The following is a 26,323-nucleotide window of genomic DNA, read 5'->3' on the forward strand; positions in this document are numbered from 1 at the left end:
GGTCCTCGCACCGGTGTCGGATGCCCAGCCGTGCACCGGATCCACCCGCCGGCCGCTGGGAATCCACGGCGGGCGCTCACGGGCGCGCCTGTGCCGTGCCCCACAGTCCCACCCCAAGCGATGGAGTTCTCATGACAACCGCATTCAACCTCGCCGGCCTGCTAGACGAGAGTGCCGAGAAATATCCTCGGCGCGAGGCGATCGTGTGCACGGCCACCGGATCGCGGCTGGAGTTCGCGCAGTTGCGCAGCGCCGCGAACCAGGTCGCGAACCTGCTCGTGAGCCGAGGCGTCCAGAAAGGCGACAAGGTCGCGCTGAGCTGCGTCAACATACCGGCCTTCTCGATCGTCTACTGGGGCGCCCTCAAGGCCGGTGCCACAGTGGTCCCGCTCAACGTGCTCTTCAAGGAGCGCGAAGTCGCCTACCACCTCGACGACTCCGGCGCGAAGGCCTACTTCTGCTTCCAGGGCACCGCCGAGTTGCCGATCGGACGGGAAGGGCATGCGGGGTTCACTCGGGCCGAGGCATGCGAGCACTTCTTCATGATCACCGCCGATCCCTCAGCCGACAGCCCGATCGATGGCACCGAGACCCTCGCCCAGGCCACGAAGGACATGGCGCCGGAGTTCGAGTGCGCGGACACCGATGAGGACGACACAGCCGTCATCCTGTACACCTCCGGTACCACCGGGCAGCCCAAGGGCGCGGAGCTCCGGCACAGCAACATGCGCGACAACGCGCTCGCGGGAGCCGACATCTTCGGTCTGGACGCCGAAAGGCCCGACACCTTCCTGTGCGTACTACCGCTGTTCCACTCGTTCGGCCAGACCGTGATCCAGAATGCCGCGGTGGCGTACGGCGGCTCCGTGGTGATGCTGCCCCGCTTCGAGGGCGGATCCGCGCTGCGGCTGATGCGGTCCGAGGGCATCACGTTCTTCGCGGGCGTGCCGACGATGTACTGGGGGCTGATCGGTGCGCTCAAGGAGGCCGGTGACGAGCTCGGTCCCCAAAACTTGGAGCGCCTGCGGGTCGCCGTGTCCGGCGGCTCGGCGCTGCCGGCGGAAGTACACCGCGAGTTCGAGGAGAGGTTCGGCATGACGATCCTGGAGGGCTACGGGCTATCCGAGACTTCTCCGGTCGCGTCGTTCTCGGTGTGGGGCGAGAAGACACGGGTCGGTTCGATCGGCAAACCCATCCCCGGGGTCGAGATGAAGCTGATCGACCCCGACTCATGGAACGAGGTCGATCCCGGCGACGACGACGCCGTGGGCGAGATCGCCGTCAGAGGCCACAACGTCATGAAGGGCTACCACGGCCGCCCGGAGGCGACCGTCCAGGCGATCCGGAACGGCTGGTTCCGCACCGGCGACCTCGGACGCCGGGACGAGGACGGCTGGTACTACATCGTCGATCGCGCCAAGGACATGATCATCCGCGGCGGCTACAACGTGTACCCGCGCGAGGTCGAGGAAGTCCTGATGACCCACCCCGACGTCTCGCTGGCGGCGGTCGTCGGTGTAGCCCACGAGACTCACGGCGAGGAGGTCAAGGCGTTCGTGATCCGCGATGCCGGAGCGACGATCACCGAGGACGCACTGGTGGTGTGGGCCAAGGGGCAGATGGCGGCGTACAAGTACCCGCGGCAGGTCGCCTTCGTGGACCGTCTACCGATGAACGCGACCGGAAAGATCCTCAAACGCGAGCTGACGTGAGGAGCCGGGTGCCGGGGTCCGCCCGGGACCCGCCCGCGCCTCCCCCAGCGGTCGCGCGCCGCCAGCAGGTCGGTGATCCGCACGCTCATACAGGTGCGCTCGGTCTCCAGATGGTCCAGGAACCCCCTGATCCGCCATGCCCGAGTCCACGCACGGCACCATTTCGCGCGGCTGGGCCACCGATATCGACCTCGCCGACGGTGAGCGCATCGACGCGGCCGAACCGTGATTGTCGGCGTTCAACCGGAGGAGGTCTCCACGTACCGGCACCGAGCCCGACTCCACCGGAACGGGGCGATGGGTCAGACCGTGTTCCCGGGCGGGCCCGTGGAACTCCCGGCGATCAGGTGGGTCCCGGTCCAGCCCTCGACGGAGGCGTCGGCGAGGGCGAGGGCGAGCGCGTAGTCACGGTAGCCGACCACGCACCGTGTGAACGCGGTTTCATCCTCTCCAGAGCTAAAAATCCGATGGCCCCAGTCACTGGGCCGCCCGGGTCGAACGCCGGTGGCGGGATTTCGAGGTGATCGCGCAGACGAGCGTGGTCACGGCAGCGCGGCAGCGTTCGGGTCGGAAACGCGGGGTGCCGCCAGAACCTCGTCCCCTCGGGCAGGCGGGTGGTGTGGTCGTCTCCTCCGCGGCGTTGCGGGTCGTCAGGCGCGCGAAGACGGTCACGCAGACCGCCGCGAAGCCGAGCAGCGCGGTCAGGACCAGCAGCAGCACCGGGAAGGAGAGCCCCGAACCGACCAGGAGTGGGCCGAGGCCGGCACCGGTGAAAAGCACAAGGCCGTTGACGGCCATCCCGCTGACGCTGTGGGGTGCTGCGGTCTGCGCGAACGGGGTGATCATGGCGGGCACCGCCAGTGCGATCCCGGTGACGAAGACCAGGCCGGCGGTCCCCAGCCCGACCAGTGAACCGGGCACGAGCACCTGCGCCACGAGACCGGAGGCCGCGATCAGGTATCCGGAGCGAGCGAGACCGCCTCACCCAGATACGCGAGCGCGACCGAGGCGAAGCTCACCGCCGCCAGCCCCTGCACCCCGCGCAGCACCGCGAGAATCGGGAGCGGGCCGGCGAACGCGCAGCCGAGCGTCACCAGGACGAGCAGTGCCAGCCCCGCCGTCATGACCCGTTTGAGGCCGTGACGGTCCGCGATCGGTCCCCACAGCAGGAAGCCCGCCGCGTAGCAGAGCCCGTAGACGGTGGGCAACGCGAAGGTGGCGTCCCCACCGAGGTCGGCGTCGACCGGGGCCAGCAGAGGGATCGCCGCGTACAGCTGGGAGAGCACGGCCAAGGCCGTCGTGACCAGCGCTCCCACGGGTAGTGCCCCGGCCGGAAACGCGGCCTCCAACGATCGAATTGGAAATCATCGCAGTACGCTCGGGACTCGTCTCCAAACCCATCGTTGGCGATGTGAACGTCGCGACAGAGAACGGCCGGGCGGAGCGGACGATGGCATGGGACACTGAGGGCACCAAACGCAGGATCCTCGACGCCGCGGCGGCCGAGTGCGCCGAAAACGGTCCAGACGCCACCACGATCGAGCAGATCGCGACGACGGCCGGGGCGAACAAGGAACGGATCTACAACTACCTCGGCGGCAGCTGTTCGCCCGCGTGCTGCGCGACGAACTCGTCAAGGTGGCCCGCGCCGTACCTGTCGAGTCGTTCGCCACCGAGGACGTCGGCGAGTACGCGGGCCGGGTCTACGACTATCACTGTCGGCACCCTGAGCTCAGCAGGCTGTTGCGCTGGGAAGGGCGCGTGTTCGATGCCGAACACGCGCAACGTCGCGCCTCCGTCGTCGCAGCCGCACACCGCCTGGCCCGGCCCGAAAGTCCTGACGTTCACCCCGGTGACCGTCCATGACGACCTCGACCGCGCCGCCGGATGGTTCAGTCGGAGAGTCCGGCGCTGGTCAGCCAGATGGCTCGCAGGTCGCGGACTCCCGCCGCAGCTCCTCGCGGGAATCCTGCAAGGCGTGGTAGAAGTTCCGCTCCGATCATCCAGGCACAGTGCACACGCCATCGCCGCGGCCTGTGCAGTTCGGTGCCAGATGGACATCGAGGCACGATCGCTGCTCCGCGTGAACGTGCTCGGGCTGGTCGACACCACCGGCGCCGTCCCGCCCGACGGAACCACTCACCAGCCTGGGCGGCGGGCGGCGACCAGGTCGAGGACGATGTCGGTGATCATGTCCTCCTGGCCGCCGATGAGCTTTCGGTTGCCGACCTCTGTGAGGATGGTCCGGGCGTCGACATCGTGGTCCGCGGCGGCACGTTCGGCGTGACGCAGGAAGCTGGAGTAGACGCCCGTGTAGCCGAGGGTCAGGGTCTCGCGGTCCACCCGGACGGGTCGGTCCATGAGCGGACGGACGAGTTCGTCGGCGGCGTCCTGCAGGGCGAACAGGTCGGCGTCGTGCCTCCAGCCGTATGCGTCGGCGACGGCGACGAACGGCTCGATCGGACAGTTCCCCGCCCCCGCCCCGAGGCCGGCGAGCGAGGCATCGACGCGTGTCGCGCCTTCCTCGACGGCGACCACGCTGTTGGCGACGGAGAGGCTGAGGTTCTCGTGTGCGTGGATGCCGACCTCGGTGGTCGAGTCGAGTACGTTCCGGTAGGCGCGGATCCGTTCGGCGACACCGCGCGGGGTGAGGTTGCCCCCGGAATCGGTGATGTAGACGCAGTGCGCGCCGTAGGACTCCATGAGCTTCGCCTGATCGGCGAGCATGGCCGGTTCGGCCATGTGGCTCATCATCAGGAAGCCGGACACATCCATGCCGAGCTCGCGGGCGGTCGCTATGTGCTGTGCCGCTACGTCGGCCTCGGTGCAGTGCGTGGCGACACGGACGGAGCGGACGCCGAGATCGTAGGCGCGCTTGAGTTCCCGGATCGTGCCGATGCCGGGCAGGATGAGTGTGGTGAGGCACGCGTTCCGCACGGTCTCCGCGGCGACGGAGATCCACTCCCAGTTCGAATGGCTGCCAGGCCCATAGGTGAGCGAACCCCCGGCGAGACCGTCTCCGTGCGCCACCTCGATCGCGTCGACCCCGGCGGCGTCCAGGGCCGCGACGATCCGGCGTACATCGTCGGGCTCGATTCTGTGCCGGAGGGCATGCATTCCATCTCGAAGGGTGACGTCCTGGAGGAAGATACCGGTCATCGAGCGGGCTCCTGATCCGTGGTGTGCTCGGCGATGCGCTCGGCCACTCGAAGAGCCGCCGAGGTCATGATGTCGAGGTTCCCCGCGTAGGCGGGCAGGTAGTGCGCGGCCCCCTCGACCTCAAGAAACACCGAGACCTGGTGTGTGACCGGCGGTGACCCGGCCGGAGTCAGCGTGTGGACGGGTTCGTCCGAGTCCAGGGGGCGGAACTGCACCTCCTGTTTGAGCCGGTATCCGGGCACGTAGGCGCGGACCCGGCCGACCATGTCGGCGACTGAGTCCCGGATGGCATCGTGGTCAGCGTCCCCGATCAGGGCGTGGACCGTATCGCGCATGATGCGCGGCGGCTCGGCGGGGTTGAGGATGATGATCGCCTTGCCCCTCGCCGCGCCGCCGACCTGCTCGATCGCGGAAGCGGTGGTCTCGGTGAACTCATCGATGTTGGCGCGGGTTCCGGGACCCGCGGACCGGGAGGCGATCGAGGCGACGATCTCCGCGTAGGGCACGTCCGTGATCCGGCTGATCGCCGCCACGATGGGGATCGTGGCCTGTCCCCCGCACGTGACCATGTTGACGTTCGGGGCGTCGAGGTGAGCGCCGAGGTTCACGGGGGGCACCACGTAGGGACCGACGGCGGCCGGGGTGAGGTCGACGATGCGCTTGCCGAAAGGCGCGAGCTTCGCGGCGTTCGCCACATGCGCCCCGGCCGAGGTGGCGTCGAAGACGATGCGAATGTCGTCGAAGCCGTCCATCCCGATGAGCCCGTCGACCCCGTCGGCGGTGCCGGCGACACCCAGTCGCGCGGCTCGTGCGAGACCGTCGGAGGCGGCGTCGATGCCGACGAGCGCGGCGAGTTCGAGGGAGTCGGACAGGCGGAGGACCTTGAACATCAGATCGGTGCCGATGTTGCCCGAACCGACCACGGCGACCTTCGTCCTACTCATGCTGCTCCTTCCCGAACTCGACCGAGACCGAGCCCAGCGATGTGATCTCTGTGCTGACGGTGGCCCCCGGCCTGACCGCCACCATGGGGCCGAGCGCCCCTGATAGGACGACCTCGCCCGCGCGAAGGGGTTCACCGTGCCTCTGCACGGTCTCCGCGAGCCAGAGCAGCGCCGCCAGCGGATCCCCCAGGCAGTCCTCGCCAGACCCTGTCGAGGCCACCCGGTCGTCGACCGCCAGCGACATCCGCACATCGCGGGGCTCGAACTCGTCGAGGGGCCGATGGACGCCCCCGAGCACGAAGAGGGCCGACGAGCCGTTGTCAGCGACCGTGTCCACGATGCCGATGTCCCAGTTCGCGATCCGGCTGTCGACGATCTCGAGCGCGGCGACGGCGTGAGCGACCGCGCCTCGGACCTTCACCGGGTCGAGGCGACCGACCAGGTCCTGGCCAAGCACGAACGCGACCTCCGCCTCGACCTTGGGCTGAAGCAGTGTCCCCGCGGGCACCACCGCGCCCTCCGCGACTCGCATGTCATCGAAGAGCACTCCGAAATCGGGCTGGTCGACGCCGAGCTGGGCCTGCACCGCGGGCGAGGTCAGGCCGACCTTGCGACCGACGACGCGCCCGCCGCGGGCGACGCGGCGGCGGGTGAGTTCGGCCTGCACGGCATAGGCCGCCTCCACGTCCGCCGCACCGATCGCGTCGCGCACCGGCGGGATCGCCACCTGGGAGGCGGCGGCGCTCTCCAACCGGTCGGCGAACACGCCGTAACGACCGGGTGCGGACATCATGCCTCCGCCTTGACCGCGAAGGGGTTCGCGTCGGCGTGGTGGTGGCCCCAGACGTCGGGGACGGCGAAATCGTGGGGAGTCCTGTCGTCGTCCACCTCGATACCTCCGAAGCCGATCTCGAGGTGGAAGCCGCTCGGATTGCGGAGGTAGAAGGAGATGGCCTTGTCGTTCATGTGGCGGCCGAGGGAGATGGAGATCGGCGCGTTGTTCTGCTGGGCCAGGTCGAGCGCACGGCCGATGTCGTCGAGCGATCCGTGCTCGATCTCGAGGTGGTGTAGGCCCACCTGCTCCGCGTGGGCCAGCGCGATACTGTGGTGTGTCGGGTTGCAGCGGAGGAAGTACAGGCCCGGAGCGCGGTAGTCGGTCAGCTTGAACTCCAGGACCGACTCGTAGAGTTCCCGCAGCTCGCCGAGTTTGGGGCCGGCGAGCACGAAGTGGCCCAGGCCCGTGACCCCTGGGGTCGCCTCGGGCGGGCGGCTGGGGGCGCGGCCCAGCCTGGTCTCGCCCAGGACGAGCTCGACACGGTAGCCGACCGGGTCCACGAACCACCTGAGCTCCGTCGCGCCGCGCAGACGCGCTTCGGCCTCCGTTCCGTCGTGCACGGAGAAGCCGGCGTCCTCGAGTCGCCGGCCGAGCCTGTCGAGTTCCCGTGCGCTGTCCACGATCCAGCCGATGTGGAGCGGGGTGTCCTCGTTCGACGGGTAGAGCGCGAGCCGGTAGGTGTACTCGTCCAGCTCCAGCAGAGTGACCTGTCGGTCACCGTCGTCCTCCTTCCATGCCTTGACCCCGAGAGTCCGGTCGAAGAGGTCGACCCAAGCATCGACGTCGGTGACGTTGAGGCCCACATAGCCCAGTCGGCGGATACCCATGCTGGTCACTTCCCTGATGTCTCGGAGGGGTCCGCGATGAATTCGCGGACGATGCGGTTGAAGTCAGCGGCACGCTCGTACTGCACCCAGTGCCGGCAGTGCGGCAGGACCCGGAGCTCGGCGTCGGGGATGCCGTTCAGGATCGCGGGGGCCCAGGTGAGCGGAACCGTCTGGTCCTCGCGACCCCACAGAAGCAGGGTCGGGGCCTGGATCTTCGGCAGGTCCGGGGTCAGGTCACCGAAGTTCGGCGGGATCGGCAGCTCGGGGTGGGCCGCCGCGCTGGCCCGGAATCGTTCGTCGATCAGGGCCTCGGTCGCCAGGCCCTGATCGTGGACCATCAGCCGGACGAAGTCCGCCATGGCGTCGCGGGACGGCTCGGGCCCCGCCATGTAGGCGAAGAGGTGCTCGAGACCGATCGGCCACGGCGGCGCGTCGGTCGGAAGCACCCCGCCCGGTGCCATGAGCACGATCCGGCCGACCCGTTCCGGATGCGCGATCGCGATGCGCATCGCGACCCCGCCGCCGTAGGAGTTGCCCACGAGATGGGCACGCTCGACGCCGAGCGCGGTCATCGCCTCCGTGACGGTCTCTGCTGCGTGGAAGATCAGCGGTTCATCGGTGTGGCGGGGCGAGGCGCCCCAACCCGGCAGGTCGAACACGATGTTCCGGAAATCGGCGAACGCGGGCAGGTTCGGCCCGAAGTTGCTCATTCCCGTGGCCCCCGGTCCGGAGCCGTGCAGCCATACGACCGCGTCTCCCGTACCGGATTCCGTGTACTCGATGCGGGTCTTGCTCAGCTCAAGCATCGACACTGTCATCTCCACTCAATGTATGGAACGCTCACTACAATATGTTTCGATGAGGAGGGAAGTCAACGACCATGGGGATTTACGGACGCGAGCCCCGGCGCTCCGCGGCGAGGCCTCGGACCAGCGCGACGAACGGGGGGACGTGGTCCACGTACGCCCCGCCGTCGAACGTGGTGGCGACCGACAGCCCGTCCGTCATGGCGCGCCCCAGAACGGCCAGCTCGTTCAGCAACGCCTCGTCCTCGGGCGAATCGATCGGAGCGAAGACCGGGGTCAGCGCGTCGATCCACGACCGATGAGCGTAGTCGCGGATCTTGCGCACCAGGACACGGACCGAATCCTCGCTGGCGTGAGAACCGATGCTGACCGCGAGCAACAGCCGCAGGTACTCCGGCCGCTCGTCGAGTCCCCGGCACGCCGAGGTGTACCAGAGCTCGAATCGCTGGATCGGCTCGCGGTCGTCGAACGCGGACGGGCTCGGAAACGCCGCGTGCAAGTCCTCGAACGTTCGCTCCAGCAGGGCTGTCAGGACACCCAGCTTGCTACCGAAGTGGTAGTAGATCGAGCTGGCCGGCAGCCCGGACAGAGCAGACAGGTCGGAGATGCCCATGCCGTCGTACCCGCGGTCCGAGATCAACGTCCGTGCCGCTCGGAGTATGAGGTCACGGCTGGATGTAGAGATGCTGGAGGTCGGCACCGTGCCATTATAGGTTCGCGCCGCACCGGCCCCGCCTCCGGCGGGGATGCGGCGAGGCGGCGGGGTCACTGGTCCCAGAGCTCCTGGAACCGGTCGCCGACGTCCGGATAGCCGGAGAAGCCCTGTGTCGGGTCGAAGGCGATGTCCTCGGGGCGCAGGAACTGATGGACGAGCGCCTCCCCGTCGATCACGTTCTCCTGCGGCTCCTGACCGATGATCAGGCGGGCGGCGGTGTCCACGGCCGTCCATGCCAGGGTGTTCAGATCGGTACCGAGCTCGACCGTCGACTGTCCGTCCTTGAGGTACTGCAGGTTCGTCGGCAGCGGGTTCGCGCCCACGATCTCGATGTCGTCCATCCCCGCCACCGCCAGCTTGGACGGCAGGCCCGTCGCTACGGCCGAGGACTGGAAGACGACGGCATCGGTATCGGGGTGCGACTGGAGATCGCTGACGATGCGCTCGGGCGCCTGGTTCCCGACCTCGGCGATCGGGATCTGCACGACGCGTACGGTACAGCCGGGGCAGGACTCCTCGAGCTGGCTCTCGAAGCCCTCCTTCACCGCAGCCCCGTAGGCGATCTCGGTGTGCTCGTAGAAGACGGCATCGACGGCCTCGTCGTGGTTCGCCACCAGCCAGGCGGCCTGCAGGCGGCCTTGGAGCTCGAACGCGGCCGACCCGTTGGGCTGGACCAGACCGGAGGCCGGATCGGCGACCGTACCGAGGGAGACGATCGGGATGCCGGCGTCGACCAGCTGTTCGCGCTGGTTGTCCCACAGGGCAGGGTCGATGGCGGTGTTGATGACCGCGTCCGGCTCCTGCTGGACCACGGTGCTGAACGCGCTCTGCACTCCACTCGCCGACGTGCCGGCGCGCACCACGTAGAGCTCCGCGCCCAGCTCCTCGGCCGCCGGCAGCATGAGCTGGTACATCAGGGAGACGAGCGCGTTGCCGTTGTCGACGTACGCGATCTGGGTCCCCTCCGGGACCGGCGATTCGAGGGGCTCGGTGATGGGGAAGTCGCTCGGTTGCCCGAGGTAGGGGTCGATCAGCTCCTGCATGGCGCGCTGCGCTTCCTCGGAGTTCGGTGTGGCGGCCTGTCCACCGCCGCCACCGCATCCGGAGAGGAGCACGAGCGAAGCGAGCCCCGCGGTCAGCCCCAGGACCGGGAGGGAGGTTCTCGTTCTCATTGGTCTGGTTCCTTTGGTGTGCGTTGGTCCGCCCGGGAGGAACAGGTGCCTCGCCGGCGCGGGTGGGCTGTCAGGCCGACGTCGCCGTCGGCGCGGGTGCCGGTGTCGTCGTCTCGGTCGGAGCGCCGGGTTTGTCCTTGCGGCTTCGGCGCACGGACGCCTGCCGCCTGTTCGCCGCCACGGCCACGAGGAGCGCCACGCCGTTGAAGAGCTCCGGGATCCAGACCGGGGCGCCGGAGAGCTGGAGCCCCTTCACCCCGATCGCGAGAACATAGACGGCGACGACTGTGCCGAGGACGTTGAACCGTCCGTTGCGAAACTGGGTGGAGCCGAGGAACGCCGCGGCGAACGCGGGCAGTAGGTAACCCGGGCCGATCGTCGGGTCCCCGGTGGCCAGCGAGGAGCTCAGGAGGATGCCCGCCGTGGCCGCGAGCACACCGCAGCAGACGAGGCTGACGATGACCACGCGTTCGGTGCGGACCCCGGCGAGGCGGGCGGCCTCCGGGTTGCCCCCGGTGGCGTAGAGTGCGCGGCCGGCGTGGGTCCTGTCGATGACGTACCAGACCGCCACCGCGATACCGATCATGAAGTAGACGGCCAGAGGGATCTGGAGGACCTGGTGTGTCGCGATCGTCTGGAATTCTTCACCGAGATCGAGGATCTGGGCGTCCCTGGAGATCCAGGAGATGCCGGCCAGCAGGACCGAACTGGTTCCCAGGGTGGTGATGAAGGAGCTGATCTTCGCGCGGGTGATCAGGAGTCCGTTGGCCAGTCCCACCACCGCGCCCACCGCGAGTGTCACCAGGAGGGACGGCCACAGCCCCAGCCCTTGGACGGACAGCAGCCAGGCCACCAGGATCGCGCCCAGGCCGAGCTGGGCACCGATCGAGAGGTCGATCAGTCCGGCGGCCAGCGGGATCGTGAGGGCCACCGCCAGCACGGCGGTGATCGCCTGGTCGTTGAGGACGATGCGCACCGTGTTGATGGTCGGGAACGTCTCCGGCGCCGTGATGGAGAACAGCACGACCATGGCGGCGAGAATGTACAGCGCGCTGATGTTGCGAAACGCCAGGGCGCTGACCAGGCGCTGCCGGACGGTGTGCTGCTGGTCGTCGGTCGTCGTGCTCATGAGGGGACGCTCGCATTCAGGATCGCGGTTTCGGTGAGGCGGGTGCCGGACAGCTCGTCCACCAGCTCGCCTTCGCTGAGGACGAGCACCCGGTCGCAGAGCTGGGCGAGTTCCTTGGCTTCGGAGGAGGCCACCAGCACCGCGGTGCCCTGGTCGGCGGTGGCGGCGACGAGTCGGTGGATCAGTGACTTGGCGCCGATGTCCACGCCCTGGGTGGGCTCCTCGAGCAGCAGCAGGCCGGGCCGGGTACGCAGCCACTTGGCGAGGACCACCTTCTGCTGGTTCCCTCCGCTGAAGTGGGACAGCTCCATGTGCGGTTTGTCGGGCACCACTCCGCACGTGGCGAACCAGTGCTGAGCCTCGCGAGCCTCGTCCGCGGCCCGCACCCGCTCCCACGGCTTCTGGGTCTGCGGGATGCGCACCGACATCAGGTTCTCGGAGGCCGTCATGGACATGACCGCCCCGTACTTGTGACGGTCTCCGGGCACGTACGCGGCCCCGCGTCCGATCGACGCCCGCAGATCGCCCGCCCGCAGCGGCCGACCCGAAATCTCGATCGAACCGCTCCGGTAGGTCCGGCCGCCGAAGATCGCGGCGCACAGCTCGTCGCGTCCGGAACCGAGGATTCCGGCGACGCCCACGATCTCACCGGCCCGGACCCGGAGGCTGATCCCACGGATCGCGTCGCCCTCCAGGTCCGACACGCGAAGGACCACGTCGCCGGGTTCGGACGTCCTGGTACCGAGTTCCTCCACTTCCTCGCCGGCGACCATGCGGACGAGTCCGGCGTAGTCGGTCTCCGAGCACGCCACGTCACCGACGACACCGCCGTTGCGCAGGGCCACCACCGTGTCGGCCACGCCCAGGACCTCGTCGAGGCGGTGGGAGATGAAGAGGATCCCCGCCCCGCGTTCGGCGACCGCGCGTACCACCGCCATCAGGCGGTCGACCTCGGCGCCGTGCAGGGAGGCCGTGGGCTCGTCGAGCACCAGGACGACGTCCTGCTCCTCGTCCCAACCCCTCAGTGCCCTGGCGATGGCGACGATGGTCCGTTCAGCGGGCGAGAGCTCGTCGACCGGTCGGTCGACCTCGAAGTCGACGCCGAAGCGCCTGACGAGTTCGTCAGCCTCACGTCGTTCGTCGGCTCCGCGGATACGGCCGAGCGCGCCGAGTCCGGAAATCGCGCCCAACGACAGGTTTTCGACCGTGGAGAGGGAGCCGACGAGTCCGAGGTCCTGATGGATGAACCGCAGCTCGGTCTCCGCCCCGTCCCCGGTGCGGGTCTCGATGGCACCGGAATCGGGCGTGTGATAGCCGGCCAGCAGCTTGACCAGAGTGGACTTGCCAGATCCGTTGTGGCCCACGACGGCGAGCACCTCACCCGCGCTCACCGTCAGATCGACCCGGTCGAGGGCGGTCGTGGGTCCGAACGACTTCGTCAGCCCGTGCACCCGGACCAGGGGACGGCCCTGGCTCCGGTCGTGGTTCGGTTTCATCGGGGTGCCTCGTAGACATCGTTAGGGAGTGGGTGTCCGACCGGGACGACACGGGAGTAGACGAGCGTCATACAGCCCGGGCAGCAGAGCCGGCGGAACACGACGTCCTCATCGACGTAGACCGACGGGTCGTGCCAGATGTGCGGGCCGGCGGTCGACGGCTCGGCGTCGTCGCGTACCAGCGCGACCACGAAGTCGGAGTTGCGCACCGGACCGATGAACGTCCCGCAGTGCGTGCAGACAACCGTCTCGGATCCGTTCACGCTGACGATCGCGAGGTTGTCGTCCAGACGGCGCACCACGTCCAACACGGGTTCGCTGATGGCGACGGGCTCCCGGGTCGTATCACCGGCCCATTCGGCCCGGATCCCGCGGAGCCCGAGGCGCACGGCGGCGGTGGCGGGCGTGTCGACCGTGCCGTCCTCGTCGACGACCACGCCGTAGAGATCACGTGCTGCCCGCCTGGAGACCCGGGACTGGAGCACGTCCTCGCGGACGCTCTCCACCTCCCGCAGGAGTGGGTCGCCGTAACCGCCGCCCGCCTGCCAGTGCAGGAACAGGGCGTCGCCAGCCCCCAGAACGGACTCTCCCTCGCACGGGAGAACCTCTGTTCGGCCACCCACTTCGTCCAGGCCGGCAGGGATGGTCGTGGCGTCCTTCAACTGGGGCACGGCGATGTCGCGCACGACCATGTCGAGCTGGGAGTTGCCCGGGTAGCCGCCGGCGAGTCCCACATTCTGGTTGGCGACCTTGCCCGTGCCGGACACGACCAGCGACATGGGCTCGTTCTGCCCGGGGTGCTGGACGTAGCAGACCGAGCCGCTCATGCCGCCGCGTTGTCGCCCCGGACCACCGGAATCGGTCTGCTCCCGACGCCAGAGGGCGACGAGCGGGTACAGGTACTCGGTCATCTCGACGTCCGGGGCCTTGGCCGTCGGGATGATCAGGCGACCACCCGTGTCGACGCCGTCATGGTGTACCTGTGCGCCGTAACCTCCGGCCATCACGTCGAAGATGGGGCTGACGAAGCCCTTGCGGCCCCCGTCGCGGGCATCGACTCCCGACACCACGCACAGGTCCGTCGTGCCGTTGCAGATGGCTTGGACGTCCTGCCGGTGGGCCGGTTCGGAGTCGAGCATCTTGGCGAGGACCTCGGCGACCAGGTTGCCCACACCCCACGCGGGCCCGAACGGCCCCTTGCCGACGGCGGCGGGGAACGAGGCGTTGGTGATGGTGTGTTCCTCGGTGACGATGTCGAAGCAGCGCATCAGGCCGCCCGCGGCCCAGGGGATGTCTCCGGCGAGCAGCGGAAGGACCGTGAATACGATCCCGGCCCGCAGACCCGGATAGGGGCAGTTGATGATGCCGGTCTGCTCCGCGGTCCCGGTGAAGTCGAAGGTGAGCCGGTCGCCGCTCTTGGACATCGCCACCTTGATGGCGTGCATGTCGCGGTCCCCCGTGCCGGACTGCTCCTGGTAGCCGATGGCGGTCCAGGTGCCGTCGGAGAGGCCCTCGAGCTTGTTCCTGAGCCGCGTCTCCGCGTCATCGAGCATCCGGCGCATCACCGACTTCACGGTGTCGGCGCCGTACTTGTCGATGAGCCGGAGGATCTGGTCGGCGGCGTTCTTGTTGGCTGCGATCTTCGCTCGCAGGTCGAGACCGACCATGTGGGGCAGGCGGGAGCGCCGGGTCCACATGTCCGCGGTGTCCTGCTGCAGGACTCCGCCTCGGACCACCTTGACGGGAGGGGTGGGAATGGCCTCGGCGAACACGTCCTGGGCCGAAGGGCTGAACGATCCTGGACGGAGGCCGCCGAGGTCGACCTGGTGCGCGATGGCGGTGGTCCATCCGAAGAGTTTCCCGTCATGGAAGACGGGGGCGAGGATCGCCGCATCGTTCTGGTGCAGCCCGCCACCGATCCAGGGATCGTTGCAGAGGAACATGTCGCCCTCCTCGATGCCCGGATTGCCGCTGCGGTGTTGCAGCGTCCAGGTGATCGCGAGGTCCATGGATCCGATGAGTCCGATGTTGAAGGTACCGACCTGGACCTGCTCCCCCAGCTCGTCACAGATCGAGAAGTTGAAGTCGTTGGACTCGGTGACGACGTGCGACCCGGACATCCGTCGCAGGGTCTCGCCCATCTCCTGGGTGATGGCCGACAGGCGGTGTCGCACCACCTCGTACGTCAGGGCGTCGACGTCCCGCGTCCGTTCCTCCGCGACGGAGTGCAGGGGCAGCGTGTCCGGGATCTTGCCGAGCAGCTCCTCACGCGACATCGGACGGCTGGTGAAGTGCTCCGAACCTGGGATCGTGCTTCTCATCTTCTCTGGGTCCTCACTGGTAGGTCACGACGAGGTTGCCGAGGCGATCGACCCGGCCGGTCGACCTCGCGGGGATGACGACGACCGTGGTCGGGACATCGACGATCGCGGGGCCCACGAGCTCGTGCCCGGCCCGTAGGCGTGAGTACTCGTAGACGGGTGTCGTCTCGAATCCCCGTTGGGAGTCCAGGCACACGGATCGCTCCTCCAGGAGCGCCGCAGTCGGGTCGGTCGTCTCCGCGACCTCGATCTCGGGGAGCAGGACCGGGAAACCCAGGCTCGCCTTGGCACGCACGCGGTAGGTGATCGCCTGGACGCCCGCCTCGCGATAACCGGCCCCGGAGCCGTTGATCCGCTCGTACTGCTCCTCGAAGGTGCGGACGATGTCATCGCCGCTGCGCTGGTCGAGTAGCCCCTCCGGCACCGCGGTGGTGAGCTCGGAAACCTGCATCGAGTAGCGCAGGTCGACCTCACGTTGGACGGTGACGTCCTTGAACGTCACACCCTGCCGTTCCAGAGCGCGCTCCACGTCGACCTCCAGCTGCTCGAAGTGGCCTTGCAGCTCGACGTGGTCGATGGGGAACGACGACGGACTGGAGAGCTCGGCGCTGATGACGACGTCGGACGCCACCAGGCCGTACGCCGAGAAGGCCGATGCCACCGGACCCAACGGGACGAGCACCTCGGAGACGCCCAGATCGCGGCAGTAGCCGACACAGTGCGCGGGCCCCGCACCTCCGAAGGCGTAGGCCACGAAGTCGCGCGGGTCGTATCCGGCCTGCACCACCGACCGTCGCAGGAGGTCACCCGCCTGGGCGTTCTGGACTTCATGGATGGCGACGGCGGCCTCGTGCACGCTGAGTCCCAGAGGTTCGGCCACGTGCTCGCGGATCGCGTCCTCGGCGAGGTCCTTGCGCAACGGCTTGCGGCCCCCGAGGAGGCCGCGCTCGCTCAGGATTCCGAGCACCAGGTTCGCGTCGGTGTTGGTGGGGCGTCGTCCCCCGTTTCCGTAGCACGCGGGGCCGGGCACCGCCTCGGCGCTCTGTGGCCCGAGACGAAGGTTGCCGCCCGCGTCCACCGACGCCAGGGCACCGCCTCCGGAACCGATGGTGTGCACGCGGATGGTGGGAGCGTTGATCGGGAACTGGTTCACGATCGAACCAGGGGCCATCACGGGCTCGCCGTCGACGATGAGACCGGCCAGGAAGGTGGTCCCACCGACGTCGGTGGTGATGACGTTGCGGTGACCGAGCTGCTCGGCCATCCGCATCCCCCCGATGACGCCACCGGACAGGACCGAGCCGATGGTGGTGATCGCGTGCTCCGGCGCCCTGTCGGCGGTGATGGTTCCGCCCTCGCTCTGCATCACCAGCAGCGGTCCGCTGAGGCCGCTCTCCTCCAGCTGCTTCTGCAACGGCTCCAGGTACGTCCGCAGCCGGGGGCCGACCTGGGCGTTCATGATCGTGGTGGAGGTTCGGGCGAACTCACGGATGCGCGGGCTGACGTCGGACGAGAGGGTCACGTACATGTCCGGGTCGATCTCATGGATCAGGTCGCGGACTCGACGTTCATGGGCATCGTTCTTGAACGACCACAGCAGGCAGACGGCGATCGCCTCCACACCCTGCTCCACCAGGGAGAGGGCGACGCGACGTACCTCGTCCTCGTCGAGCGGCACCAGGACTCGCCCCGCGTAGTCGATGCGTTCGGTGACCTCGAGGGCCCGGTACTTGGGGATGAGTCCCTGCGGTTTGCGCTGGCGAAGGGTGTCCTGGATCTCGTGCGCCGAACGGCCGAGAGTCCGTCCCTCGGCGTTCATGATGTAGATCGAGTCTCGGTGGCCCTTGGTGGCGATCAAGGCCACATCCGCCACATCACGTTGGATCAGCGCGTTGATCGACGCTGTGGTTCCGTGTGCGATGTAGTCGGTTTGGGACAGCATCTCGCGGACGCTGACGCCGAGCTCACCGGCCAGGTCCTCGATCACCCGCATGACCCCGACCTCCCGGTGCGGAGGGGTGGTCTGGGTCTTGGCGGCGACGATGCGCCCGGCACCGTCCGACGCGACCCCGTCGGTGAAGGTGCCACCGACGTCGATGCCCAGTGCGTAAGCCATCTGACTTCCTTCTTCCGGTTCCGTCTGTTAAAGGGGCTAGGAGCGTCCGGCAGCCGCACGGAGCACGGCCTCGGGATCGACGGCTGGTTCGACCAGGGCTCCGCCCAGCCAGGCGATGTGTTGGTCCGGACGGACGAGCATCAGCGGAGCCGGGAAGCGAGCGGGGTTCTCGGGCAGGACGTCGACGACGTCGAGGGGGATCGACAGCTCCTCCGCGCCCCCGGTCCATGCCGTTGCGTCCGTGCTGCCATCGGTGCGCACGAGGGTGAAGCCCGGCCCGATGACGTCGAGGGTCGATCGTCCGTCAGGAAGCCACGAGTGCGGCATCCGGAAGCCCGCCCGGGCTTCATCCGGATAGCCGGCCATGTCCATGAGCGGTTGCGGCCATCCTCCGACGACCAGCGGGGACTGGGCGTAGTGGTAGCCGAAACTGAACCCGTCTGGTGAGTACCGGTGCGGCTCGGTCACGGCCAGCCGTCGTGCGAGCTCTTCCCGGGCTCGCAGACCGTCCGGGCCGTCGAGGTGGATATCGGCAGATACCTCGGCGAGCGAGGCCTTGGCGGTCGCTCCGACCGAGACGGCGAATTGTTCGCCCACCGGCTTGCGCTCGAGCTCGTAGGCGTCCAGCAGACTGGGCGGTGCCCACCCCTGGTAGACGGCGGACAGCATCCAGGAGAGGGAGGCCGCGTCCTGGATGCCGGCGTTCATCCCGAAGCCGCCGGCGGGGATCCAGATGTGGGCCGCGTCGCCCGCGAGGAACACACGCCCCTTCCGGTAGCGCTGGGCGACGAGCTGGCGCCCGGTCCACCGGACGGTTCCCAACGCCTCGTGCTCGACGACCGCGCCCACGGCTTCGTACAGCAGCTGGGCCGGGTCCTCCTTCTCGGTGTCCTGGTCGGGGTCGAAGGCGACATGGTTGAGCCACAACTCGCCGCCGTCGATGGCGATGACCGCTGCGGGGCGGCGTCCGTAGGTCCAGTAGGTCCACGCCCGGTCCTTGGCCGCGATACGTCCCAGTTCGGGTGATCGGACGAAGGTGGAGACGAACTTCTTGATCGCCTCGACGCCCTCGTACCTGACACCCAGAGCATTCCGCACCGTGCTGTGGGCACCGTCGCACCCGATGACGTAGTCGCAGGTGATGGTCCGTGTCCGACCGCCGGTCTCGACGACGGCCTCCACACGGTCCTCGTGCTGCCGGATCGCCAGCAGTCTGGTCCCGCGTTGAAGGGCCACACCGACCGTGTCGAGCGCGTGTTGCTCAAGGATGGGTTCCAGGAAGAGCTGCGAGATCCGGTGCTGCGGCTCCGGCGTGGGCCAGTCCCGTGATCCGACGCCTGCCTGCACTTGCGCTGACGAGGGAAGTTCCAACCGGTGAATCTCCTCCCCCAGCATCGTGGTGCGGTACTGGACACTGGTGGGGTAGTCGGCGGGCAGGCCTGCCCGCCGAACGTCCTCGGCGATCCCCAGGCGCCTGAAGATCTCCATGGATCGTGCGGATGTGGTGTTGCACCGGGGGTTGGCGGACCGTTCGCCGGTCGCCTCGACCACCAGGCAGTCGACGCCCCGCTGCCCGAGGTCGATGGCCAGGGTCAGCCCTGTGGGGCCCGCTCCGATGACGAGTACGCTGACTCGTTCCTCCACGTCTGTGGTCATGTGCTCAAGAACTCCTCGACCTCGGTACAGAATTCGTGCGGGCGGTCCACGTGGACCCAGTGTCCGGCCGCGGCGACCACCATGAGCCGGGCGTTCGGCAGTCTCCGCACCAAGCGCTCGGAGACCTCGATCGGCGAGACCCGGTCCAGTTCGCCGTGCAGGGCCAGGACCGGAGTGGTGATCCCCGCGAAGTCGGGGGATCGCTCGACGCCCTCATCGGAATCGAACATGGCGCGGAAGGCCTGCTCCGCGCCTGGAGCCAGTGCTTGACGCCAGCGCAGGTCGGTGAGTTCCTCGATCAGCCGAAGGTGATCTCGCTGATCCGCGACCAGTCGCGCCAGGGTCTTTCGCATGGACGCCCGTGTCGGGTCGCCATAGAACGGGATGTCGACCGGTTGTGGACCGGTTCCGGCGCCGCCCATGAGCACGGCACGGCTGACGCGCCCAGGTGCCATGGCCATGAGCGCCAGCCCCGCGGCGCCGCCCGCCGCCGAGTTCCCCACGAGGTGGACACGGTCCAGGTCCAGCTGGTCGAGCAGCTCGAGCAGCTGATGCGCACGTGCCCGGCTCCAGGCTCGCGGGCCTCGGGGAAGATGCGCCCGAGGGATCCGCGTACCGAATCCGAGCAGGTCCGGGGCGATACACGTGAACCGGTCCGAGAGTGGTTCCCACACGCTTCGCCAGTTGCTTCGCGCATCGACGCCGGGCCCGCCCCCGTGCAGGAGCAGCAGCGGCGTCTCGGTCGCCGTACTTCCCGCTGAGCCGACCCGTTCTGACTTCACTTTCGATCGTCCTCCGTGATGTTGACTCGAACATCTCTGTCTGGAACGTTCACTACACAATACACGGGAGAGTGATGCCTGTCACTCCCCCGCCATCCGTGCCGCGGCCGTCAAGCGGGACCGCCTCACCCTGCCCGACCGCCCCGAACAGGGCGACGTTCTGCGTACCCGTGCCGGAGACGCAGTCGAGGCCTTCGGCGTCGAACGGCGCGAACGATGCGACGAGCAGCACGCCGTCGACGTTCTCCGGGGCCGCCGCCGCGCCGGCCAGTGCGTGTGGTCCGCCGGCGGACCACCCAACGACAAGAGGCGGCGTGACACCGAGGTGGGCGAGCAGGGGTGAGCAGTCGGCCGCCGTGTCCGCCACGGTTCGGCCGGGCACAGGGCTCGATGCGCCGTATCCCGCCCTCGATTAGGTGATCACCCGGAACCCGCGTTCCGTCATCGAACCCGCGACCGTGCCCATCGGGACCGCCGAGCCCGGCATGCCGTGGTGGACCAGGACCACTCGTCCTGTCCTCGGTCCTTGTACCTCGTACTCGGGCTAACGCCCATCGGGTAGTGGAAATCGTTGGACTGGACCCTCCGCCGGCTTCTGGTTCGCGTCGAACGCGCGCTGGGTCGCAGCCGTCCCCTGCGAGCGGGTGGGCAGGCACCCACCCGGGTCTCGCAAGGCACGGACGGCGCAGGGGAGGACTGTCCTCCCGTCCTGGCCACGGCCCCCGCACCCCTTACGCGTTCCGGCCGTACGTCTCGAGGAGCCGGAGCCAGACCTCGCTGACGGTGGGGAAGGCGGGTACGGCGTGCCACAGCCGATCGATCGGCACCTCCGCGGTGATGGCGACCGTCGCGGCGTGCAGCAGCTCCGCGACGTCGGGGCCGACCACGGTGAAGCCTACGAGCACCTTCCTGTCCTCGTCGACGATCATGCCGGCCCGCCCGGTGTACCCGTCGGCGTGCAGGGAGGAGCCGGCGAGGGCCCCGAGGTCGTACTCAACCGCTCGGACGCGCAGCCCCGCAGCCTCGGCGGAGGCGGCGGTGTGGCCGACCGCGGCGATCTCCGGTTCGCTGAAGATCACCTGTGGAACAGCTCGTTCGTCGGCCGTGGCCGCGTGCCGGCCCCAGGGAGCGAGATCGACGGGGGTGCCGCCGGCACGAGTGACAATCGTGTCACCCAGCGCCCTGGCCTGGTACTTTCCCTGGTGCGTCAGCGGAGCACGGCGGTTGACGTCACCGGCGGCGTAGAGCCAGCCGTCGTCTGCCGGTGTGCCGTCACTGAGGACGACCCGCAGAGAGTCGTCGACGTGCAGCCAGTCGCCGGGGGCCAGTCCGACGTGCTCGAGGCCGAGGTCGGTGGTGTTGGGCTTGCGGCCGGTGGCAACCAGGACCTCGTCCACGTCGAGCGTCGTGCCGTCCACGAGGGTGATGCGCACGGCCCCGTTCTCGTCGCGGTGGACTTTCTCGGGCTCGGTGAGCAGGTGCAGTGCCACACCCTGCGCCTTCAGCGTCTCGGCGACCAGGTCGCTCGCGAACGGCTCCACCATGGGGAGCAGGCCGTCGCGGGCGATCATCGTCACCTGCGCGCCGAGGGCCGTGTATGCGGTGGCCATCTCGGTTCCCACGACGCCGCCGCCGATGACCGCCAGCCGTTCCGGGACGGACGTGGCGGCCGCGGCCTCTCGACTGGTCCACGGTGCGGCGTCGGCCAGTCCGTGAATCGGCGGGACGGCAGCGCTGCTGCCTGTGGCGATGACGACCGCCTGTCGCGCCTCGAGCACGGTGACACGTCCGTCGGCGTCCGTCACCTCGACGGTCCGGGCCGCGCTGATCCGTCCGACGCCGCGGAACAGGGAGATCCCCGCCCCCCTCAGCCAGGTGACCTGGCCTTCGTCGTCCCAGCGCGAGGCGAACGCGTCGCGGCGCTGCAGGACGGCGGCCGGGTCCAGCTCTCCGGTCACGGCGCCCCTCGCTCCGGGAAGGGCGCGGACGGCGCGCAGCGCCGCCGCATCGCGAAGGAGGGCCTTGGTCGGCATGCAGGCCCAGTAGGAGCACTCTCCGCCGACGAGTTCGCTTTCCACGATCGCCGCGGTGAGGCCACCCCGCACGACTCCGTCTGCGACGTTCTCGCCGACCGGGCCCGCGCCGATGACGACGACGTCAAAGATGTTCTCGGCCATGTCAGTTTCCCTTCTTCGCGACAGAGTGCAGTCGCAGTGCGGAAATGAGGAAGAAGATGCCGCCGAGGACGGCGTACCCGGCGACCGTGGCCAGCGTCCCGTCCGGCGCGGCGGACTCGCGGATGAAGTTCGCCCCGGCGAACACGGAGATGCCGCCGCTGAGGATCATGGGCCACTGCCCGCCGAGCCTGTAGCGGCGGATGGCGACGACGAGCTGGACGAGTCCGGCGGTGATCGCCCAGACGCCCCAGACACGAAGTACGCCGGGGATACCCGAGGTGAGGGCGACGGCCAGGCCGACGGCGGTCAGCAGGCTGAGCGCCGTGTTGAAGTACAGGCCTGCGGTGAGCCGGGCGGTCCTCGATGAGCGGAGGTCGACGACGGCCGCGGCAGCGTCGAAGAGCGGGTACAGCACGATCAACGTTGCGCTCACCGGACCGATGCTCTTGCCGACGACGACCATCAGGGACGCCCAGACGATGGCGAAGCCGAATCGGACGTAGTACAGGTTCCGCAGGGAAGCGGCAGGCGGTGCGGCGGGTAATACCGCGGTGGTGGTCACGAGAGTTCCCTTCGTTGTAAGCCCATGTCACCGATGGGCGACATGGCACAGATCAGAGTTCGGAGCAGACCCCGAACCTCATGTAGACTAACTAGTAACTCTACATGGGATGACAGTACACAGCTCTGACCGCGTGACGCAACTGGGAGACGCGAGAGAAGTTGCTAATGCCCCGGAACTCGCACGCGCCTGGGGCTTCCGGGATTCCCATCCGCAACCGTCGCGGACCTCGACCTGGGCCCTGTGGAGCTCCGCTCCCGGATCCGTCAGGCAGCCCACACCGGCGAGGCGGTGCTGGTGGTGGGCGACTCCACCGCAGGCAAGACCCGCGCGGCGTGGGAAGCGGTGATGACCCTGCGGCCCCGGCGCCGGTTGTTCGTCCCGGCCTTGGCGTCAGACCTGGTGGGGTTACCCGAGTTGGTGACCGTCAGATCCGCGCGGCGCTCTGTTTCGTGCCGGGTGTGATGGAGGCTCTGGTGTGTCCTGCGTTCTTCGGAGTCGGATTTCTGGATTCTGGGTCCGCGCCCTGAACTGGGGCTTTCCGTATCGTGAAAACGAGGAAAGCCCCAGGTTTTTTCACGCCCAAGGGCCCGCTGCACAAAATCCGCGCCCGACGGGCTGTCGGGCCGAGCCTCACTCTCCGGCCGCGACCAGCCCACTCGACCAGGCCCAACCGGCGACGCCCACACGGTTGCGCACGTTCAGCTTCTGCTGTGCGTTCGCCAGGTGGTTCTTGGCGGTGCCCGCGCTGATGAACAGTTCGGCCGCGATCTCGGCGTTGCTGAGACCGCGGGCCACCAACCGCACCACATCGATCTCCCGCTCCGTCAGCACCTCCACCGACGGGCTGACCGCCGGTCCCCTCAGGTGGCGCAGCAACCGCACGGTGATCTGCGGGCTGATCAGCGACTCACCGGCGACTGCCGCGCGTACCGCCTCCACCAGGAGTGTCGGCCCCGAACGCTTCAGGAGGAACCCGCACGCCCCGCCCCGCAGCGCCGCGTGCACGTAACCGTCCAGGTCGAACGTGGTCACCACCACGACCCGTACCGGTTCGGCCACCTCCGGCCCGGCCAGGCGGCGCGTGAGCTCGAGCCCGTCCATACCCGGCATCCGGATGTCCACCAGGACCACGTCGGGGCGCAGCACGCGCACCTGCCTCAGGGCCGCCGCCCCCTCGGCCGCCTCACCCACCACGGACATGTCCGGCTGCGCCTCCAGAACCATCCGGAACGCGCTGCGGATGGACTCCTGGTCGTCGACCAGCAGCACCCGGGTCTTCACCGTTGCCCACCCCCGCGGGTGCCGCCCGTGTACGAGCCACCCGTGCCCCCGGGACCCACCGTCAACGGGAGCCGGGCCCGAACGAGCCAGCCACCGCCCTGCGGCCCGGCCTCGAACGTGCCCGACAGCGCGCCGACCCGCTCAGCCAGAGCAGGCAGCCCGACCCCGCCGCGGCGCCCGGGCTCTGCGGGCACCACCCCGACGGAGTCGTTGCGCACGACCACCTCCACGTCCTCGGCCACCAACCGCACCGCGACCTCCACTTCCGTCATCGCCGGAGCGTGCCGACGCACGTTGGTGAGCGACTCCGCCACGACTCGGTGCACGGTCCCCGCCAGCTCACGCGGGACCGCGTCCGCCAGCCTCGGGTCCATGGTCAACCGCGCCGTGTCCCCGAACCGCTCCACCAGCTCCGGAAGTTCGGCCACCCCGGCGAAACCGCGCTCCTGCCCGGACCGGTCGCGCAGTACCCCGACCGTCCGGTCCATGGACGCCATCGCCGCGAGACCGGAGGCCTCGATCCTGGCCAGCGCCGCGAGTACCGCCTCACGGTCCTCGATCACCACCCCCGCCGCCTGGGCCTGGGCGACCATCGCACTGACGTCGTGGGCCACGTAGTCGTGCAGGTCATGGGCGAGTTCCATGCGCTGGGCCTGCCGTGCCCAGGCGACCTCCCGATCCCGGCGTTCGGCGAGGTACCGCAGGAAGAGTCCCACCGCGGCGGCCGCGAGCGGCCCCAGGGTCCACACCGCCACCACGAAAACCGCGTCCGCGGGGTCCAAGGGCGCCGAAACGGTGGTCGGGATCGCCCGCAGGACACTCGTCGCCGCGCCCGCACCGGCCAGGACCGCGCCCGCAACCGTGCCCCAGACCGCCACGGCGCCCGGGCCGGCCGGTGCGCCGTTCCCCGCAACGTCCCTCTGCTCCGGAGCCCAACGAGCCACCAGTCCGACCAGCGCGCACAGGAACGCGGCCTCCACCATCCCCCAAGGCGGCAGGCCCGGCCAGCCCAGCACGTGATGGCCCAGCGTCGCGGTGAGTGAGGCCGTACCCGCGCCTCCGGCCAACCAGGCCAGCCATCCCCGGGAACGGGGCCACCACACGAGGCCTCCGGACACGGCCAACGCGGCCGCGGCCGGTGTCCACGCCCACGGAAGCACGGCTGCCCAGAGACCCAGTGCGCACGCGAGCACCCCGGTCATCGCCGCTCTGGCCCACCTGATGTCCCACATGCGGTCCACCCTACGGAGAGGGCCCTCCCGCCGCCCGTGCCGATCGGCACATACCGCCCGGCCGAGGTGACCGTTCCCGGCCGATCGGCATCTGGGACGGACCGTCCGCTCCGGCCAGGCTCGGACGTACAGCAGTCAACGAGGAGGGCGAACGCCATGAGCACGAGCACGGGGAAGAATCCCCGAACCACCACCGAACCGGTCCGCCGAGCCCTGCGCCGATGGCCGGCCTGGGCGGGCTACGCCGCGGCCGTGTGGTCGTTCGTCTACGGCGCACTGGGTCTGCTCTGGGCCCTGGGTCTGCCCGGATTCCCCTTCGGTGTGGGAGATCTGCCTGACGCACGAAAGGAGTCGGTCCTCGGTTTCGCGACCGCGACCGGTGTGGGCGCGTGGATCGCCGTGCTCGGCCTCGTCGGAGCCGCGGTCGCTCTGCTCCTCGCCCGATCACACGCGCACGGCGTGGGGCGCGTGGCCCTGCTGGGCTACGGGTGGGCAGCCGCGCTGGCCCTGATCGTGGTCATCCCCGACCAGAGGGTGCTCACGACCCTCGCCTACACACCCATCGCGTTGGTGGGCATCCCCTTCGGGTGGCCGCCGCTGAGCTACGGGGAGTTCGTCGGCCTGGCCTACCCGTGGACCACCACCAACCTCATGCTCTGTGCCGCAGGGGGCGTCCTGTGGGCCGCCGCGACACTGGCGTTCCAGTTCCGTACCAACAACGCCTGTGAACGCTGCGGCCGGACGGACCGAACCTCCCGCTGGGCCGCGCCCGCCGCCGCGGCACGCTGGGGCCGGTGGGCCGCGTACACGGCCGCGCTGATCCCGTTCGCGTACGCGGCCACCCGCTGGGCGTGGGTGTTCGGTTTCCCGCTGACCATCTCCCAGGACTTCCTGGACGAGTTGCACGCGAACGAAATGGTGTGGGCGGGCGCCTACCTCGCGACCTTCGGAGCCCTGGGCGGGGTGCTGACGCTGGGGCTGGTGCAGAGGTGGGGCGTCATCTGGCCCCGTTGGGTGCTCGGGCTGGCCGGGAAACGGGTGCCTCCCATCTTCCCGATCTCCTTCGCGTCCGTCGTGGCGGTGTCGCTGGCCTCGGCCGGATTCGTGATGGCACGCCTGATCGACTGGGGCGACATCGATTCGGTCGTGGGCAACCCGGGCGCGCTGTGGCCGCTGTGGGCAGCGGCCCTGGGCGCAGCCACCCTGGCCTACCACCTGCGGACCCGCGGCGCCTGTGGTGAGTGCGGCCGGGACGACCGCTGACGCCCCACGAGGAAGCGGGTCACATCCCTACCGCCCGACTTCGCCGGAGCCCTGCCCCCCTCATGGGTTCACATCCCCCATCCTGCACGCACTGACCTGGGGCTTTCCGGCGACAGGGAGCCCCAGGTCTGCGGC

Annotated in this window: 22 protein-coding genes and 2 pseudogenes; 4 read left to right on the top strand and 20 right to left on the bottom strand. The window is 69.1% G+C overall.

The genetic code is table 11. The annotated features are described in order from the left end of the window. Nucleotides 1–131: 131 nt before the first annotated feature. Nucleotides 132–1,712, top strand: coding sequence for a long-chain-fatty-acid--CoA ligase (locus tag HNR10_RS14470; protein WP_179823952.1), 1,581 nt, complete (start codon nt 132–134; stop codon nt 1,710–1,712). 477 nt (nt 1,713–2,189) lie between these two features. On the opposite strand, the gene HNR10_RS30760 is transcribed toward HNR10_RS14470, so the two are convergent. Continuing rightward, nucleotides 2,190–2,633, bottom strand: coding sequence for a hypothetical protein (locus HNR10_RS30760; RefSeq protein ID WP_218897778.1), 444 nt, complete (start codon nt 2,631–2,633; stop codon nt 2,190–2,192). A 32-nt stretch (nt 2,634–2,665) separates the two neighbouring features. Next, nucleotides 2,666–3,061, bottom strand: a complete 396-nt coding sequence (locus HNR10_RS30765; protein ID WP_218897780.1) for an MFS transporter — start codon at nt 3,059–3,061, stop codon at nt 2,666–2,668. A gap of 101 nt (nt 3,062–3,162) precedes the next feature. Here HNR10_RS30765 and HNR10_RS31235 point away from each other — a divergent pair. Both HNR10_RS31235 and HNR10_RS31240 read left to right on the top strand, forming a co-directional pair. Next, a pseudogene (locus HNR10_RS31235) lies at nt 3,163–3,252 on the top strand (TetR/AcrR family transcriptional regulator); the annotation flags it as partial. Between the two features lie 74 nt (nt 3,253–3,326). Beyond that, nucleotides 3,327–3,578, top strand: a complete 252-nt coding sequence (locus tag HNR10_RS31240) for a hypothetical protein (protein ID WP_312889267.1) — start codon at nt 3,327–3,329, stop codon at nt 3,576–3,578. Between the two features lie 273 nt (nt 3,579–3,851). Here the strand turns inward: HNR10_RS31240 and dmpG are convergent, their stop codons facing one another. From dmpG to HNR10_RS14565, 18 genes and pseudogenes are all read right to left on the bottom strand, one after another. Beyond that, entirely contained in the window at nt 3,852–4,871 is a 1,020-nt protein-coding gene (gene dmpG / locus HNR10_RS14485; RefSeq protein WP_179823954.1) for a 4-hydroxy-2-oxovalerate aldolase, read from the bottom strand. Continuing rightward, nucleotides 4,868–5,815, bottom strand: a complete 948-nt coding sequence (locus HNR10_RS14490) for an acetaldehyde dehydrogenase (acetylating) (protein ID WP_179823956.1) — start codon at nt 5,813–5,815, stop codon at nt 4,868–4,870. Before HNR10_RS14490 ends, dmpG begins: the two co-directional genes overlap by 4 nt. Continuing rightward, nucleotides 5,808–6,581 (bottom strand): 2-keto-4-pentenoate hydratase, encoded by a 774-nt coding sequence (locus HNR10_RS14495; RefSeq protein ID WP_312889268.1) that lies wholly within the window; start codon nt 6,579–6,581, stop codon nt 5,808–5,810. Before HNR10_RS14495 ends, HNR10_RS14490 begins: the two co-directional genes overlap by 8 nt. A gap of 23 nt (nt 6,582–6,604) precedes the next feature. Continuing rightward, complete coding sequence (locus tag HNR10_RS14500; RefSeq protein ID WP_179823960.1) at nt 6,605–7,477, bottom strand: VOC family protein; 873 nt, start codon at nt 7,475–7,477, stop codon at nt 6,605–6,607. A gap of 5 nt (nt 7,478–7,482) precedes the next feature. Beyond that, the gene (locus HNR10_RS14505; RefSeq protein ID WP_179823962.1) at nt 7,483–8,295 is read right to left on the bottom strand and encodes an alpha/beta fold hydrolase; all 813 of its coding nucleotides are present in this window, start codon (nt 8,293–8,295) and stop codon (nt 7,483–7,485) included. Between the two features lie 70 nt (nt 8,296–8,365). Beyond that, nucleotides 8,366–8,983, bottom strand: coding sequence for a TetR/AcrR family transcriptional regulator (locus tag HNR10_RS14510; RefSeq protein ID WP_218897782.1), 618 nt, complete (start codon nt 8,981–8,983; stop codon nt 8,366–8,368). A 65-nt stretch (nt 8,984–9,048) separates the two neighbouring features. Beyond that, on the bottom strand, nt 9,049–10,170 hold the full coding sequence (locus tag HNR10_RS30770; RefSeq protein WP_218897784.1) for a sugar ABC transporter substrate-binding protein: 1,122 nt from the start codon (nt 10,168–10,170) through the stop codon (nt 9,049–9,051). Nucleotides 10,171–10,240: 70 nt separating this feature from the next. Then, nucleotides 10,241–11,299: an ABC transporter permease gene (locus HNR10_RS14515; protein WP_179823966.1), complete on the bottom strand. Its 1,059-nt coding sequence runs from the start codon at nt 11,297–11,299 to the stop codon at nt 10,241–10,243. Continuing rightward, on the bottom strand, nt 11,296–12,795 hold the full coding sequence (locus tag HNR10_RS14520) for a sugar ABC transporter ATP-binding protein (protein ID WP_179823968.1): 1,500 nt from the start codon (nt 12,793–12,795) through the stop codon (nt 11,296–11,298). Before HNR10_RS14520 ends, HNR10_RS14515 begins: the two co-directional genes overlap by 4 nt. Then, a complete protein-coding gene (locus HNR10_RS14525; protein WP_179823970.1) occupies nt 12,792–15,116 on the bottom strand; it encodes a hydantoinase B/oxoprolinase family protein in 2,325 nt (774 codons plus the stop codon). The genes HNR10_RS14520 and HNR10_RS14525 overlap by 4 nt, the downstream gene beginning before the upstream one ends. A 13-nt stretch (nt 15,117–15,129) precedes the next feature. Beyond that, nucleotides 15,130–17,232 (bottom strand): hydantoinase/oxoprolinase family protein, encoded by a 2,103-nt coding sequence (locus HNR10_RS14530; RefSeq protein WP_179823973.1) that lies wholly within the window; start codon nt 17,230–17,232, stop codon nt 15,130–15,132. A gap of 36 nt (nt 17,233–17,268) precedes the next feature. Then, on the bottom strand, nt 17,269–18,888 hold the full coding sequence (locus tag HNR10_RS14535; RefSeq protein ID WP_179823975.1) for an FAD-dependent monooxygenase: 1,620 nt from the start codon (nt 18,886–18,888) through the stop codon (nt 17,269–17,271). Next, a complete protein-coding gene (locus HNR10_RS14540; RefSeq protein WP_218897786.1) occupies nt 18,885–19,670 on the bottom strand; it encodes an alpha/beta fold hydrolase in 786 nt (261 codons plus the stop codon). The genes HNR10_RS14535 and HNR10_RS14540 overlap by 4 nt, the downstream gene beginning before the upstream one ends. Before the next feature lie 52 nt (nt 19,671–19,722). Beyond that, nucleotides 19,723–20,061 (bottom strand): annotated as a pseudogene (locus HNR10_RS31725) (alpha/beta fold hydrolase); the annotation flags it as partial. A gap of 340 nt (nt 20,062–20,401) precedes the next feature. Beyond that, nucleotides 20,402–21,847 (bottom strand): dihydrolipoyl dehydrogenase family protein, encoded by a 1,446-nt coding sequence (locus tag HNR10_RS14550; protein WP_179823979.1) that lies wholly within the window; start codon nt 21,845–21,847, stop codon nt 20,402–20,404. Nucleotide 21,848: 1 nt separating this feature from the next. Next, nucleotides 21,849–22,409, bottom strand: a complete 561-nt coding sequence (locus tag HNR10_RS14555) for a hypothetical protein (RefSeq protein ID WP_179823981.1) — start codon at nt 22,407–22,409, stop codon at nt 21,849–21,851. A gap of 633 nt (nt 22,410–23,042) precedes the next feature. After that, nucleotides 23,043–23,693, bottom strand: coding sequence for a response regulator (locus HNR10_RS14560; RefSeq protein ID WP_179823983.1), 651 nt, complete (start codon nt 23,691–23,693; stop codon nt 23,043–23,045). Then, nucleotides 23,690–24,925 (bottom strand): sensor histidine kinase, encoded by a 1,236-nt coding sequence (locus HNR10_RS14565; RefSeq protein ID WP_179823985.1) that lies wholly within the window; start codon nt 24,923–24,925, stop codon nt 23,690–23,692. The genes HNR10_RS14560 and HNR10_RS14565 overlap by 4 nt, the downstream gene beginning before the upstream one ends. A 156-nt stretch (nt 24,926–25,081) precedes the next feature. Here HNR10_RS14565 and HNR10_RS14570 point away from each other — a divergent pair, with 156 nt between their 5' ends. Continuing rightward, the gene (locus HNR10_RS14570) at nt 25,082–26,188 is read left to right on the top strand and encodes a hypothetical protein (RefSeq protein ID WP_179823987.1); all 1,107 of its coding nucleotides are present in this window, start codon (nt 25,082–25,084) and stop codon (nt 26,186–26,188) included. Nucleotides 26,189–26,323 lie beyond the last annotated feature (135 nt).

Origin of the sequence: Nocardiopsis aegyptia, from assembly GCF_013410755.1 — a bacterium.
Classification (GTDB): Bacteria; Actinomycetota; Actinomycetes; order Streptosporangiales; family Streptosporangiaceae; genus Nocardiopsis; species Nocardiopsis aegyptia.

Excerpts from the sequence above, each read along its gene's own strand:
- HNR10_RS14490 (WP_179823956.1), bottom strand. The coding sequence starts at position 5,815 with ATGAGTAGGACGAAGGTCGCCGTGGTCGGTTCGGGCAACATCGGCACC.
- HNR10_RS14505 (WP_179823962.1), bottom strand. The coding sequence starts at position 8,295 with ATGACAGTGTCGATGCTTGAGCTGAGCAAGACCCGCATCGAGTACACG.
- HNR10_RS14530 (WP_179823973.1), bottom strand. The coding sequence starts at position 17,232 with ATGGCTTACGCACTGGGCATCGACGTCGGTGGCACCTTCACCGACGGG.
- HNR10_RS14525 (WP_179823970.1), bottom strand. The coding sequence starts at position 15,116 with ATGAGAAGCACGATCCCAGGTTCGGAGCACTTCACCAGCCGTCCGATG.
- HNR10_RS14565 (WP_179823985.1), bottom strand. The coding sequence starts at position 24,925 with ATGTGGGACATCAGGTGGGCCAGAGCGGCGATGACCGGGGTGCTCGCG.
- HNR10_RS14470 (WP_179823952.1), top strand. The coding sequence starts at position 132 with ATGACAACCGCATTCAACCTCGCCGGCCTGCTAGACGAGAGTGCCGAG.
- HNR10_RS14535 (WP_179823975.1), bottom strand. The coding sequence starts at position 18,888 with ATGACCACAGACGTGGAGGAACGAGTCAGCGTACTCGTCATCGGAGCG.
- HNR10_RS14570 (WP_179823987.1), top strand. The coding sequence starts at position 25,082 with ATGAGCACGAGCACGGGGAAGAATCCCCGAACCACCACCGAACCGGTC.
- HNR10_RS14515 (WP_179823966.1), bottom strand. The coding sequence starts at position 11,299 with ATGAGCACGACGACCGACGACCAGCAGCACACCGTCCGGCAGCGCCTG.
- HNR10_RS14550 (WP_179823979.1), bottom strand. The coding sequence starts at position 21,847 with ATGGCCGAGAACATCTTTGACGTCGTCGTCATCGGCGCGGGCCCGGTC.
- HNR10_RS14520 (WP_179823968.1), bottom strand. The coding sequence starts at position 12,795 with ATGAAACCGAACCACGACCGGAGCCAGGGCCGTCCCCTGGTCCGGGTG.
- HNR10_RS14500 (WP_179823960.1), bottom strand. The coding sequence starts at position 7,477 with ATGGGTATCCGCCGACTGGGCTATGTGGGCCTCAACGTCACCGACGTC.
- dmpG (WP_179823954.1), bottom strand. The coding sequence starts at position 4,871 with ATGACCGGTATCTTCCTCCAGGACGTCACCCTTCGAGATGGAATGCAT.
- HNR10_RS30770 (WP_218897784.1), bottom strand. The coding sequence starts at position 10,170 with ATGAGAACGAGAACCTCCCTCCCGGTCCTGGGGCTGACCGCGGGGCTC.